This is a genomic window from Labrys sp. E2SS-1L, assembly GCF_057073705.1.
The window spans coordinates 751,829-764,617 of record NZ_CP172713.1; the positions used below are offsets into that span (position 1 = coordinate 751,829).

General features: G+C 61.7%; 10 protein-coding genes. 4 read left to right on the forward strand and 6 right to left on the reverse strand.

The genetic code is table 11. The features are described from left to right. Positions 1-14 precede the first annotated feature (14 nt). Both ACIGJE_RS29105 and ACIGJE_RS29110 read left to right on the forward strand, forming a co-directional pair. A complete protein-coding gene (locus tag ACIGJE_RS29105) occupies positions 15-221 on the forward strand; it encodes a hypothetical protein (protein WP_415083608.1) in 207 nt (68 codons plus the stop codon). 4 nt (positions 222-225) lie between these two features. Then, positions 226-1,743 carry a sodium:solute symporter family protein gene (locus ACIGJE_RS29110; protein WP_415083610.1) on the forward strand — a complete coding sequence of 506 codons (1,518 nt, stop codon included), beginning with the start codon at positions 226-228 and terminating at the stop codon, positions 1,741-1,743. 95 nt (positions 1,744-1,838) lie between these two features. Here the strand turns inward: ACIGJE_RS29110 and ACIGJE_RS29115 are convergent, their stop codons facing one another. Beyond that, the gene (locus ACIGJE_RS29115) at positions 1,839-2,474 is read right to left on the reverse strand and encodes a DUF1062 domain-containing protein (RefSeq protein ID WP_415083612.1); all 636 of its coding nucleotides are present in this window, start codon (positions 2,472-2,474) and stop codon (positions 1,839-1,841) included. A 396-nt stretch (positions 2,475-2,870) separates the two neighbouring features. Beyond that, positions 2,871-4,220, reverse strand: a complete 1,350-nt coding sequence (locus ACIGJE_RS29120) for an MFS transporter (RefSeq protein ID WP_415083614.1) — start codon at positions 4,218-4,220, stop codon at positions 2,871-2,873. 374 nt (positions 4,221-4,594) lie between these two features. Between ACIGJE_RS29120 and gntR the strand changes: the two genes are divergently transcribed. Continuing rightward, entirely contained in the window at positions 4,595-5,647 is a 1,053-nt protein-coding gene (gene gntR / locus ACIGJE_RS29125) for an HTH-type transcriptional regulator GntR (RefSeq protein ID WP_415083616.1), read from the forward strand. 72 nt (positions 5,648-5,719) lie between these two features. Here gntR and ACIGJE_RS29130 read toward each other — a convergent pair whose 3' ends face one another. After that, complete coding sequence (locus ACIGJE_RS29130; RefSeq protein WP_415083618.1) at positions 5,720-6,997, reverse strand: L-fuconate dehydratase; 1,278 nt, start codon at positions 6,995-6,997, stop codon at positions 5,720-5,722. Between the two features lie 60 nt (positions 6,998-7,057). Next, positions 7,058-7,807 carry an SDR family oxidoreductase gene (locus ACIGJE_RS29135; RefSeq protein ID WP_415083620.1) on the reverse strand — a complete coding sequence of 250 codons (750 nt, stop codon included), beginning with the start codon at positions 7,805-7,807 and terminating at the stop codon, positions 7,058-7,060. A gap of 102 nt (positions 7,808-7,909) precedes the next feature. Here ACIGJE_RS29135 and ACIGJE_RS29140 point away from each other — a divergent pair, with 102 nt between their 5' ends. Beyond that, positions 7,910-8,689 carry an IclR family transcriptional regulator gene (locus ACIGJE_RS29140; protein ID WP_311941266.1) on the forward strand — a complete coding sequence of 260 codons (780 nt, stop codon included), beginning with the start codon at positions 7,910-7,912 and terminating at the stop codon, positions 8,687-8,689. Positions 8,690-9,919: 1,230 nt separating this feature from the next. On the opposite strand, the gene ACIGJE_RS29145 is transcribed toward ACIGJE_RS29140, so the two are convergent. Together ACIGJE_RS29145 and ACIGJE_RS29150 are read right to left on the reverse strand one after the other, a co-directional pair. Further along, positions 9,920-10,906, reverse strand: a complete 987-nt coding sequence (locus ACIGJE_RS29145) for an extracellular solute-binding protein (protein ID WP_415083645.1) — start codon at positions 10,904-10,906, stop codon at positions 9,920-9,922. Positions 10,907-11,279: 373 nt separating this feature from the next. Continuing rightward, entirely contained in the window at positions 11,280-12,506 is a 1,227-nt protein-coding gene (locus ACIGJE_RS29150) for a flavin-dependent oxidoreductase (RefSeq protein ID WP_415083647.1), read from the reverse strand. Positions 12,507-12,789: the final 283 nt, after the last annotated feature.

A 12,789-nucleotide genomic window follows, 5' to 3' on the forward strand; every position in this document is an offset into this window, starting at 1 on the left:
GATGGGAGGACGAAATGGAGAGGCAAGCGACTGACTTTAGCCGGGTCCGCCGCCTGTTGCTGTGGCTCAACCTGATCATCATGCTGTTTCCGCCGATCCATCTGGCGATGGCGCGCGGCAATCTCGGCATGGCGATGTTCTTCTTCATGGGCAGTGGCCTGTTCCTGGTCGTCAGCCTGACCTATCTGCACCGGGCGAGCCCGGACCGGGAAGAGGAATAGGACGATGGATTTCCTCATCGGTTACGGGCTGCTGGCCCTGTTCTTCATCGGTGTCGTCGCCGTGCTGGAGCGTACCCGCCAGCAGGGCCGGGACTTTACCGACTATGCGGTGGCGGGGCGCTCGTTCGGTTCGTGGTTCCAGACCATGGCCTTTCTCAACACCTGGCTGCCGGGGACGATCTTCATCGCCTTCGCGGGGCTTTCCGCCTCAGCCGGGGTAATCGGCTATTACGTGATCTCCTATTCGCTGCTGGCTGTGCTGTTCATGTTCCTGATGGCGCAGCGCGTGTTCGACTGGGGCAAAGCCTTCAACCTGCGCACCCAGGCCGATTTCGTCGGCATGCGCTACAATTCCACCAGCGTGCGGGTGATCGCCGCCGTGATCGGCGTGGTCTCGGCCTTTCCCTGGCTGGTACTCGCCTTCCAGTCGCTCGGCCTGGTCTTCTCCTATCTGTCCTTCGGGGCAGTTACGCCGACGACGGCGGTCTTCGTCGGCATCGCCGTGCTGGCTATCCGGCAGATCTGGACGGTGCGGCTCGGCATGCGCGGCATCGTGATCTCGGACATGATCCAGGGTATCTTCGCCTATGGCGTCGGCGGGCTGGTGGCGCTCGGCCTGATCGTCTGGCTGATGTCGCAGGGCCTGGGCTTTGCCGGATTGCCGGAGAGCTTTGCCAGCCTGCCGGGCCTGAACAGCGAACTCGGCCCGCTCTACTATTTCTCGCTGGTGTTCACCGGTGCGATGGGCTCGTGGTGCTGGCCCGATATCTTCGTGCGGTTGTTCACGGCCAGGAGCGCCCAGGCGGTCCGCAATTCCGCCCTCAAGGCGGCGCCGTTCATGTTCGTGTTCCTCGCCATCATGCTGACCATGAGCATGCTGGCCTCCCAGCTGCCGGAGGTAGCGAAAGCGCCGGACAATGTCTGGTTCCTGACGGCCGGGCATGGCGGGCCGTTCGTGCTGGCGCTGGCGGGCGTGGCCGTGTTCGCCGCCACGGTCGGCAATGTGAATGCCATCACGGCGGCCGTCGGTACTCATACCGCCCAGGACATCATCCATGTCGGCGGCGCGGACGAGGCCACCAACACCCGCACCGCGCGTATCACCATCGTCATCGCCACCCTGCTGGCGGTGGCCGGGGCGGTGGCGACCGCCAATGTCACCGCGGGGCTGCTTACGCTGGCGCTGGCCTCCTATCAGGGCATCGTGCAACTGGCGCCGGCGCTCTATCTGGGCATCTTCTGGCGGCGGGGCAATGCCGCGGGTGCCGCCAGCGGCATGATCGCCGGCTTTGCGGTGGCGGTGGTGCTGCAGTTCCTCTATCCCGTCTCCATTCCGGCCCTGGCGGGGATGACCTCGGGCGTGGTCGGCCTGATCGTCAACACGCTGGTCTATGTCGCCCTGTCCTACGCCTTGCCGCAGGACGAGGCCGAGCGCCGGCGCATCGGCCGGCTCTTCGACGGTGTCGCCGAAGAGGTGAGCAGTGATCTGCCGGCCGGCAAGACGCAGGCGCGGCCGATCTGACGAGCCCGGTATCCCGCGCCGCAAGACACCGGCGCGGGAATCTCGTTCGAGCTTCCTGCAGACGGGGCTCTGCTGTCCCTGAAAGCAGCAGCTATTTACGGCCTTGAACGTCCCGAGGCCGCGTCGCCGATCATCTGACGGTTCGGCTCCCCTGCAAGGTCGAGCACGATGCTGGTGCCGTCCGACACGCGCTTGCGCAAGGCGTCGGAGCGGCCGGACCCCAGGCGCAGCCGCTCCCGGCGTTGAAGCGATTGCAGCCTTGATCGCGACAGGCCGAGTTCGCGTGCCAGGAGGCGATCCAGGCGGATCCCCGCCGGCAGGTCGACGACGAGTTCGACATGCAGGATGGACCAGACATCCGGCCGATCGAGCACCTGCCTGACGATATCGATCTTGTCGCATTCCTCGATATGGAAGGCATGCGACCGCAAGGCTGCGAGATCGAAGGCCTGGCAACGGATCCAGATCGGGTCGTTCGTCTGCAGGGCGGCGAGCATTGCCGGCGGGATGTCCCGCACCGACCGGCGTTCGAACAGCGGCCTGTTCCAACTCTTGTCGCAAACCGGGCATTTGTAGATGAGCCAGGCATCGAGCCGGCGGCCATTGGCGTTGAGCCTTGCCTTGCCGCTGCATTGAAAGGGCCTGATGACACCGCATCCGGCGCAAATGAGCAGGGGTCGCGGAGGGATTTGAGGTGTGATGGTCCAGCGGACCTTGAGAAGATTGCACATATCGTCTCGGTCTTCCGTGAGGAAGTCCACCGGGACGGCGATCGGAGAGGCCCGTTACGGGCACGGCATGGCGATGTTCGCTGGGGAAAGAGCTGGGGCAGCGGCCTGTGCGCATGGCACAGTCGGACAAGCCAGACCGGTCTCAGACCACCACCCAGTGAACATGATCATCCGTTGGGCTGCCGGCTGGCCGCCCAACGGATGGGATGGAAAGGAAGAGACCGGTATTTACTTAGGCAAAATCGAACCTCGGCGCCCCAACGCTTGTCGATGACGTGCGTAGTCGACCGGAAGCCTTCTGGCAATCTGGCAGTGATGAAACGGCAAAAAGAAACCGCCGCACGATCCGAAGATGTACGGCGGCTGCCTGACGTCAATTGCCGAATAGTTCGCCGGTCAGTGCTCGGTGCCGGCGGGCAGGGGGAGCGGTTCGGCCTTGCCGACGATGAAGGCATAGGAAAAGGCGCCCAGAACGGCAAAGCCCGCGGCCAGGGCAAAAGCCGGCGTGTAGTCGCCGTGGAACATGTCGAGCAGGAAGCCGAACATGAAGGGGCTGATGATGCCGGCAATGTTGGAGGCGAAGTTCTGGATGCCGCCGATCGAGGCAACATGGCGCGAACTGGGCGCCACGTCGGCGGGCAGGGACCAGATCCCTGTCGCGGCTATCGCCAGGCTGGAATAGGAAATCGCCAGGAAGAACAGGGCCAGATAGATGGAGGAGGCGAACGCAGCGGGCAGGATGGCAGCCCCGCCCAGCAGGCCGCCGACCATCACCACCTTGCGCACCTTGGTGACGTCGGCGCCATGACGGATCAGGCGGTCGGCATAGGCGCCGGCAATCCAGGCCGTGACCACCGCGGCAAGGCCGGGCAGCATGCCGAGAGTACCGAGTTCCTTCAGGTTGAGGCCGCGGGCATTCTTCAGATAGTCGGGGAACCAGGTCAGGAAGAAATAGATCACGAAGTTGAGGCAGAAGAAGCCCAGCATCATGCCCCAGACCGTGCGGTAGCCGAACAGTTGCGACCAGCGGATCTTCGTCGCTTCGCTGTCGTCATTGGCCTCGGTGCGTCCGCCATTGTCGGCAATATATTGGCGCTCGAGGTCGTTGGCGCCGGGATGATCGACGGGATCGCGATAATACCAATACCAGACGAGCGCCCAGACGACGCCGACCACGCCGAGTATGATGAAGGAATAGTGCCAGGTCGCGACGACGAGCAGGCTGGTGACGATGGGCAATGAGAGCACCGTGCCGACCCGCGAGCCGGAATCGATCACGGCGGTGGAGAAGGCGCGCTCGCCCACCGGAAACCAGCGTGAGGCTGCTTTGGTCGCCGCCGGATAGGCCGGCGCCTCGCCGGCGCCCAAGGCGAAGCGGAAGGCGAAGAAGCCCCAGAAGCTGCGGGCGAGGGGGGTGAGCGCCGTGAAGATCGACCACCAGATCGCCGCGATGGTGAAAGCCCGACGCGAGCCCACCTTGTCGGTGAACCAGCCGGCGATCAGCATCATGCCGTCATAGGCCCAGAAGAAGGCGCCGAGGATCAGCCCCTTCTGGGTATTGGTGAGATTGAGGCCGAGATCCGCGTCGATATAGGGCAGTGCGACGCTCATATTGGCCCGGTCGAGATAGTTGATGACCAGGCCGACGAAACACAGCGTCAGGATGATGTAGCGGGTGCGGGAGGCGCCGGAAGGGGCCTTCTGATTGCCGGCCCGCGCGGGCGTGCTGGCGGCTGTCGTGTGCATGATCGGGGTCCTCCTCCCGTGAGCGTTTGTTCGTGGCGTCCGTCACGACCTTTCTGAGTGGCCGCAATTCATTCCGAGGGCGGTTCGCCTAGGCGGCGAGCCGCGAGCAGGACCCAGGTCCTGGAGATGAAATCAAGCACGATCCACCGGCCTCCCTGATGAAGAGGGGCGGGGATGTCTAGACGAGTGTTGAAAGGCGATCACGCTTCACGGCGCGCGCAAATTGCTGACCGGCACCGAAGAGGCCTACAACCAGCTTATATGCCGGCCTTGCCACATTTTCCTCCCGTCCAACTTTGGCCGAACTCTTATTGATTGCGCAATCATTTTGCAAGTTCTATCTTTCTGCTGGGAAACGCCACCAGAGCTTCAAGATGAAAAAACCCAAGAAACGCCCGGGCAAGAAACGTATAACATTGGTCGAGATTGCCGAGGCTGCGGAAGTTAGCGCTATCACGGTGTCGCGTGCTCTGCGCAACCCGCAATCGGTCTCGCACGAGCTCAGGCAACGCATCCAGCAGATCGTCGACGATCTTGGATATGTGCCTGATCCGGCGGCAAGTGCGCTGGCCTCGGCCCGAACGAATGTCATCGGCGTGCTCATTCCGTCGGTGACCAACAACGTGTTCGCGGATGTGATGCGCGGGATCTATGCCGAGGCGGAGGCCACCGCCTTTCGGGTGCAGTTGGGCAACACGCGCTATTCCCTGATCGAAGAGGAGAAGCTGCTGCGGGTGTTCCTCAGCCAGCGCCCAGCGGGCCTCGTCGTGGCCGGTATCGATCAATCGGAGGCGGCCCGGGCCCAGCTCCTGCAGGCCGAATGCCCGATCGTCCAGATCATGGAGGTCGGTCCCGATCCCGTCGATATGATGGTCGGCTTCTCGCACCATCGTGCCGCCTTCGCCGCCACAAGGCATCTGGTCGAGCGCGGCTATCGGCGCATCGCTTTTCTGGGCGCGCGCATGGACCCGCGGACTCAGAGGCGTCTCCAAGGCTTCGTCCAGGCGCTGGACGAAGCCGGCCTGCTCGATGAAAAACTCGTCGTCACAACGCCCCGAGCCTCCACCGTGTCGCTGGGCTGCGAGTTGATGTCCGACTTGCTGGCGCGCGCGCCCGACGCCGACGCTGTGTTCTGCAACAATGACGACCTTGCGGTTGGCGTGCTCTTCGAGGCTCAGCGCCGTCGCATTGCCGTTCCCCAGCAATTCGGCATTTGCGGTTTCAACGACCTCGAGATCATGGCAGTTGCAAATCCCGGCCTCACCAGTGTCCGGACCCATCGCGAACAGATGGGAAGAAAGGCCATGCGGATGCTGATTGACAGGATCGATGGAAAGCATGTCGAACCGCGGCTGGTCGATCTGGGCTATGAATTGGTCGCGCGCGAGAGCACGGCACGCAGCGTGGGTAGCCCGTCACCGACTTGAGGATATCGATGGACGGCCGCGCTCCTGGCCCAATGGACCCGTGAAGCCAACCGGTGCCGTTCGACCGCTTCGTCAGCCCGCAAAGCGATAGTCCTGCAGGGATGTCGGCTTCATCTCGATCGAAAAGCCCGGGGCGAGGGGAGGCATATAGGCGGCATCGCGGACCACGCAAGGCACCTTGAAGTGCTCATGCAGATGGTCGACATATTCGATCACCCGGCCTTCGCGCGTGCCCGATACGCAGACGAAATCGATCATCGACAGGTGCTGGACATATTCGCACAGGCCGACGCCGCCGGCGTGGGGACAAACGGGGAGATCGTACTTGGCGGCCATCAGCAGGATCGCCAGGATCTCGTTGACCCCGCCCAGGCGGCAGGCATCGATCTGCACCACGTCGATGGCACAGCGCATGATGAATTGCTTGAACAGGACGCGGTTCTGGCACATCTCGCCGGTGGCGACCTTGACCGGTGCGACGCCTTCGCGGATCTTGCGGTGGCCCTCGACATCGTCCGGGCTGGTGGGCTCCTCGATGAACCAGGGCTTGGCAAAGGCGAGCTTCCGCACGCTGTCGATCGCCTGGTCGACTTCCCAGACCTGGTTGGCGTCGATCATCAGCTGGCGATCGGGACCGATCACCTCGCGGGCGATGCGCAGGCGGCGGATATCGTGTTCGATGTCGCGGCCGACCTTGAGCTTGACATGGTTGAAGCCGGCATCGACGGCTTCCTGGCACAGGCGACGCAGCTTGTCGTCGTCATAGCCGAGCCAGCCGGCCGAGGTGGTGTAGCAGGGATAGCCTTCGCGCTCGAGGACGGCGATGCGCTCGGCCTTTCCAGCTTCCTTCTCGCGCAGCAAGGCGAGAGCCTCGTCCGGGGTGATACAGTCGGTCAGGTAGCGAAAATCGATGGCGCGCACGAACTCCTCGGGCGACATGTCGGCAACCAGGCGCCAGACCGGCTTGCCGGCCATCTTGGCCAGCAGGTCCCAGACCGCATTGACCACCGCGCCCGTGGCTAGGTGAATGGCGCCCTTGTCCGGGCCGATCCAGCGCAGCTGGCTGTCCGAGGTGACGTGGCGCCAGAAGGCACCGAGATCGGCCTGGACCTCCTCCAGGGAAAGTCCGACGACGAGGTGGCGCATGGCCTTGATCGCGGCGCAGCAGATCTCGTTGCCACGGCCGATGGTAAAGGTCAGCCCATGCCCTTCGAGACCGGGCCGGTCCGTCTTCAGGATGACATAGGCGGCCGAATAGTCGGGATCGGGATTCATCGCATCCGATCCATCGAGCTGCTGGGAGGTCGGAAAGCGTAGGTCGAGCACTTCGATGTCGACGATCTCGGTCATTGCGTGTCCTCCGCTCGGATTGTGGTCGCTATTGCAGCTCTCGACTGTCTTCTATTCTGTTCAGATCGTCACGCCGCCATCCACCAGGACGGTCTGGCCGGTGACGAAACGGGATTCGTCCGAGAGCAGGAAGACCACCATCGGGGCGATGTCGTCGACACTGGCGAGCCGGCCCATCGGCTGGCGGGCGATGAAGTCCTTCTCGGCCTGTACCGGATCGGCTGCAGCGGCAATGCGCCCGCGCAGCGAAGGCGTGTCGACCGTGCCGGGGCAGATGGCGTTGCAGCGAAGGCCCTGGCGGACATGGTCGGCGGCCAGGGCCTTGGTCAGGCCGATGACGGCAGCCTTCGAAGCGCCATAGGCCAGGCGGTTCGGGAAGCCTTTCACCGAGGATGCCATCGAGGCCATGTTCAGGACAGCACTCGATCCCGTTTCACCCGCGCGATACAGGAGGCCCGGCAGCAGGGCCTTGATCAGGCGGAACATGCTCTTGACGTTGAGATCGAAGCTGAAGTCCCAATCTTCGTCGCTGCATTCGAAGATGCTGCCATTGTGGACGAAGCCGGCACAATTGAAGAGCCCATCGAGGCCGGGCAGGGACCGGCCCAATTCGGCGATGGCGGCGGGATCGAGCACGTCGAGCCGGCGCGTTTCGATACGGCCATCCGCCGCAGCGAGGGCTGCCAGCGCCTCGTCGTTGAGATCGGTAGCGATGACACGGGCTCCCTCGGCTGCACAGGCCAGGGCCGAAGCGCGGCCGATGCCTTGCCCGGCAGCCGTGATCAGGATGCGTTTGCCGTCCAGGCGCATGAGGCGGTCTCCCATCGAGTTCGTGTCACTGCGTGCAGCTCATTGTTGACGGACCAAATATGAACAATATATTCATATGTCAACAAAAGAGAGGGAAGCGCTTTGCCAAGACAACCAAGGGAGCAGGAGGAGGGATCGAGCCGGGAGGCTCTTTATCGGGCACCGGCGCTCGACAAGGGCCTGGACATCCTGGAACTGCTGGCCAGCCGCTCCGATGCACTGACACGGGCGGAAATCGTCAAGGAGCTCGGCAGAGGCGCGAGCGAGATCTATCGCATGCTCGAACGCCTGGTTGCCCGCGGCTATGTCTATCGCTCGGCGGAAGGGGATCGCTTCGCCTTGAGCATGAAGCTGTTCGTGCTGGCGCAACATCATCCGCCCATACGCCGGCTGACTTCGCGGGCCGTGCCCTTGATGGACCGGTTTGCCGAGGAGTCTGGCCAGTCCTGTCATCTCGTCATGCGGGAACGCGACGAGGCCGTGGTCGTAGCCCACGCGGCGGCTTCCTCGGACTGGGTTTTCACGGTTCGCGTCGGCACGCCGATCGATCTGTTGACCACGGGCTCAGGCCAGCTTCTGCTGGCTTTCCAGGACCCGCAGGCCAAAGAGGAGCTGCTGGTTCGCTGGAAGGATAGCGAGAGGGCGACGATCTACGCGGGGCTCGAGGCGCAGCTCTCCTCCTATCGCAAAGCCGCGTACCGCATCGACGAAAGCCAGCAGATCTTCGGCGTGAATGATATCAGCGTGCCGATCCTCTCGGCCGAAAGACACGCCCTGGCAGTGCTCACTTGTCCCCATATCCGCCGAACGACCTCGGAACAGCCCGATGTCGAGCGCACGCTCGTCCTGTTGCAACGGATGGCTGAATCCCTCAGCCTATAGTTTAACTTTAGATATATTATGTAACATATTGTAATAATTTAAATTAATTAAAAATTTATTCAAGGCCCTGGGGCGACGTATCTCGGGCGACGCGTGCATTGGCTCATGTTCTTGCGAGCCAGGTCGGCATAGCGAGGCGCGCTTCTTACGGACGATACGGACAGGCACGTTCGAGCGCCGGCAGGTCGTCGAAAGTTTCAATCCTGAACCGTCCCAGCATGCCGATCCGTCTCCAGTTGCGGACCACAGTGCGACTGCGCCAAACAAGGTCGGCTGGACGAACACGCCGTAGAAGCGCGCCATGTTGCGCGACGGGTCGGCTCACTGAGGACAAAGCATAGCGGGCGGGTCATCGCACATGCCGCAGTCTTGCGAACCGCCTATATGGGGTCCAGCGCCTTTCTTGAATCGCTCATGGCTGAGTGGCTCAAGATATTGATTATTGGTGCCCGTCGATCGAGGCGAGCCGAATTGCGCGGCCTTGGCAGATAGCCGCCAAAAGCCCGGTTTATCGGGCTTTTGGCCAGGCTGGGGAATGGATTTATGTTCCATAAGATATGTTATGCGAATAAAGTCGGTAGCGCCACGATGGAAGGGCCACCCCCTCCTCATTGGACGGGGTATCTTTTCAGAGGCGCGGCCTCGGCGCGCGACAGCTCGCGAAGCGATCACCGTCGAGGCGATACAGGTCTAGGATTTGCCGGTCTCCTTGCCAAACACGAACTCACCCGTGGTTCCATCGCTCAAGGTGAAGGAGCCAGACCCGCTCATTAGACTTGGCCCATTGTGAACGGCGGCATAGCCTTTGCGGCCATCGCTGCAAAGAACCGGAACATAGATCCTTTCCCTGACTCCCGACAGAGCATATGTACCGGAGCACGAAAGCCTGCCATTGCTCACCGAGTAGGAGCCCTGGGTTTGCTCTATACGGACAGATCCATGCAAAATTCCACCGAGGCCCTTGCTTATGACGGCAACAGGCAAAGTTTTTACCGTTCCTGGGGAAGTTCGGATCGGAGTTGCACAGCCTCCAAGATTCGTTGCAACAAGAACCGTGGTAATAAGAAGACACGCAACGGCAGGATGAACGCGCATGAGACCCCTCGAGCAAGAGCGAGGGTGAATTCGTACTATGACTGATATCGCAGGGGCAACTGGCTCCTACCGCACTTTGATCTGTGCCGCTTCAAGAACGGGCAGCGTCGATGTCGCCGCCCTCGCCTGGACTGCTTACTTGCGGAGTTCGGTCCAGATCTTCTTGTAAAGTACATCGACCTCCGGAGGGCATATCAAAGCCACGGTGCCGTGCGCCTTGGCTTCCGCGGGAACGACGATCTCCGGGGCGTCCTGCATCTCGGCCGGCATGAATTTTTCCGAGCCCGCGATGCCGTTCGCATAATGGTGGAAGACCGAGTTCAACGCCGCGTTCTCGGGATCCATGATGAAATTCTGGAACAATTTGGCGTTGTCGACATTCTTGGCCTCCTTCAGCACCGCTACATTGTCGGACCAGTAGGTAAAGCCTTCCTTGGGATAGCCGTAATGGATCTCGGGATGCGCGAGGCGCGTGCGCAGGGCCGCCCCGTTCCAGGTCAACGAGGCCTTGAAGTCGCCTGCCCCCATCTTTTCGATGGCATTGTATTCCATGGCGATCCAGTTCGGCTTGGCAGCCGTCAGAAGGTCACGGGCTTTCTTCAATACCTGCCTGTCGCCGGTGCATTGCTCGCCGCCGACATAGCGGATGGCGGCCGTAACGACGTCCTTCATCTCTGGAACGACGTTGACCTTGCCCTTCAACTCGTCCGGCGTCTTGAAGATGATATCCCAGGTGTTGATATCGCCCTTGTATGTGTCGGTGTTGACCACGACGCCGATCGTGCCCCAGGCCCAGGGCACGGAATATTTGCGGCCGGGATCGAAATCGGGATTGGCCCATTCCGGCGTGACGTTCTTGAAATTCTCCATCTGGCCAGGATTGGTTTCCAGCAGCAGTCCCTCCTTGATCCAGATCGGCAGATATGTCTGCGAGGGCACGACGATGTCGAAGCCGGAGCCGCCTTGGCGAGCCTTGGCCAGAGCCGTATCGTTGGAGTCATAGTCGGTGATGGTGACCTTAACCTTGTATTGCTCCTCAAACTTCTTGATGAGCTTGGGGTTGGTGTAGTTTCCCCAATTATAGATGTTGAGCTCGCCTTCAGCGTGAGCAACACCGGTCATGGCGAGAAGCACCAGCACCGATTTCGGAATGGACCATTTCAAATACACGGGGGATTCCCTCCAACACATTGCTCGAACTATCTGCCGTGAGGCGCCCGAACAGTCCAGAGGCCCAGCGTATGACTGTGAAAATATAGTCTGACCTATTTGACGCAGGTCTCGCGTGCGGCCAGATAGGTTTTGGCCAATCCGGAGCAGCGAAGATGGATCGGCTGCGAACTCGACGGTCTATTGGAGCCACAAATCCGGGAGCGCCGCGTCGCGTTTACCCAAACGAGCCGCGAGCTCAAATGCCTCAGCAACGGGTGCCTCGGCCAGCCCGGCACCAAGCTCAATTTCAAAAAGTTGAGGAAATTGGCGGATCGGGCTGCACCTAGCGCGCAAATCCTGCCAGGGACGCATAGCCGCGCACGATGCGCTCGCGCTCCTCGTGGGTTGCGACGGCTTCGATGTCGTCAAAGCCGTCTGGTGCCCTGGCTTCCACCATGTCGATCACGCCTTCCGGGCCGCCCTTGCGGTTCGCCAGGACTATCTTGGCGGTAACGGGCCGCCGCTCTGCATCATAGGCTGTCAAAGCCGCCTCGATCGTACCCGCGGCGCGGAGATGTTGCGACAAGGAGCGGGCATCGAGGATGGCCTGGCTCGCTCCGTTCGAGCCCACCGGATACATCGGATGGGCAGCGTCTCCCAACAGGGTGACGCGCCCGAACGACCAGCGTGGGAGCGGATCCCGATCACAATTGGGATATTCGTAGAATGCGTCCGTACCCTGGATGATCGCGGCTGGATCGACATAATCGAGGTGGAAGCGGTCACGGACGAATGACAGCACTTCTTCGAGCAAGCCCGGCCTGCTCCAGTTCCCCAGGGAGAAACCCTGCGTCCGATCATGGCCTGCCCGAGCCATCACCGCCCAGTTGGTGAGGAGATTTCCTGAATTTTGTTTATCTTTTTCAATTGGATAGAAGACGAACTTCGCAAAGTTGCCACCAGCGATCGCCATGGTGCGACCGTCCTGCCATTTCGGCCAGGGGGTGGCCCCGCGCCAGAGCATGATGCCGCTCCAGATCGGCTGCCCCTCCCCGGGATGGAGCGCGGCGCGCACCGCCGAATGAATGCCGTCGGCACCCACCAGCAAGTCGCCGACCGCTTGTGCCGGCCTGCCGTCACTGTCCGTCAGATGGACCGTGACGGTATCGCTGTTCTGCTCGAAGCCGTTCACGCGACATCCCGTGCGGATTGCGCCCGCCCCCATCCGCTCGATCACGGCTCGATGGATCAAGCCCAGCAGCCTGCCTCTATGAATGCTGAACTGAGGCGCGGGAAGGCCCGCCTCGATACCGCGCAACTCACGCCAGACGACCTGCCCGAACCGGTTCGCATAGATCAATTCGCGCGTCCGGACGCCGGCGGCATCAAGTTCGTCGATCAGCCCTAGTTCCGTCAACAATTCAACGGCATGCGGCAACATGTTGATGCCCACGCCCAGCTCTCGAACCTCCTTTGAAGCCTCGAAAATTTCAACGTCGATCCCAACCCGATGAAGGAATAAGGCCGTGGTCAGCCCGCCGATGCCTGCTCCCGCAATCAATGCCTTCATCATTCTTCTCCGTGTTGAGAATATGCATATGACAGCGGAAAACCTACCGCCTCAAGATCCAAGGTCGTCGGTGGTTATCCGAGCCAGCCCGTCTTGCTCTCGCAGCAACGATCCTGGGCACAAATCTTCGCATTCTCCGCCATTGCTTGTTTCGAAGACGAAGCAGCGCGCGCTTTACCGACATCTGGCGAGAGATATTCTCACTTCTGGGCCACCCCTGCCCTGTTCCCTTTGGCCAGTCTCGGCTGCCGCGTTGCGCGACAAGGCTCGACGAGGCTAATTG

Coding starts and splice junctions, on each gene's coding strand:
- ACIGJE_RS29105 (WP_415083608.1), top strand. CDS start 15: ATGGAGAGGCAAGCGACTGACTTTAGCCGGGTCCGCCGCCTGTTGCTG.
- ACIGJE_RS29110 (WP_415083610.1), top strand. CDS start 226: ATGGATTTCCTCATCGGTTACGGGCTGCTGGCCCTGTTCTTCATCGGT.
- ACIGJE_RS29115 (WP_415083612.1), bottom strand. CDS start 2,474: ATGTGCAATCTTCTCAAGGTCCGCTGGACCATCACACCTCAAATCCCT.
- ACIGJE_RS29120 (WP_415083614.1), bottom strand. CDS start 4,220: ATGCACACGACAGCCGCCAGCACGCCCGCGCGGGCCGGCAATCAGAAG.
- gntR (WP_415083616.1), top strand. CDS start 4,595: ATGAAAAAACCCAAGAAACGCCCGGGCAAGAAACGTATAACATTGGTC.
- ACIGJE_RS29130 (WP_415083618.1), bottom strand. CDS start 6,997: ATGACCGAGATCGTCGACATCGAAGTGCTCGACCTACGCTTTCCGACC.
- ACIGJE_RS29135 (WP_415083620.1), bottom strand. CDS start 7,807: ATGCGCCTGGACGGCAAACGCATCCTGATCACGGCTGCCGGGCAAGGC.
- ACIGJE_RS29145 (WP_415083645.1), bottom strand. CDS start 10,906: ATGACCGGTGTTGCTCACGCTGAAGGCGAGCTCAACATCTATAATTGG.
- ACIGJE_RS29150 (WP_415083647.1), bottom strand. CDS start 12,506: ATGAAGGCATTGATTGCGGGAGCAGGCATCGGCGGGCTGACCACGGCC.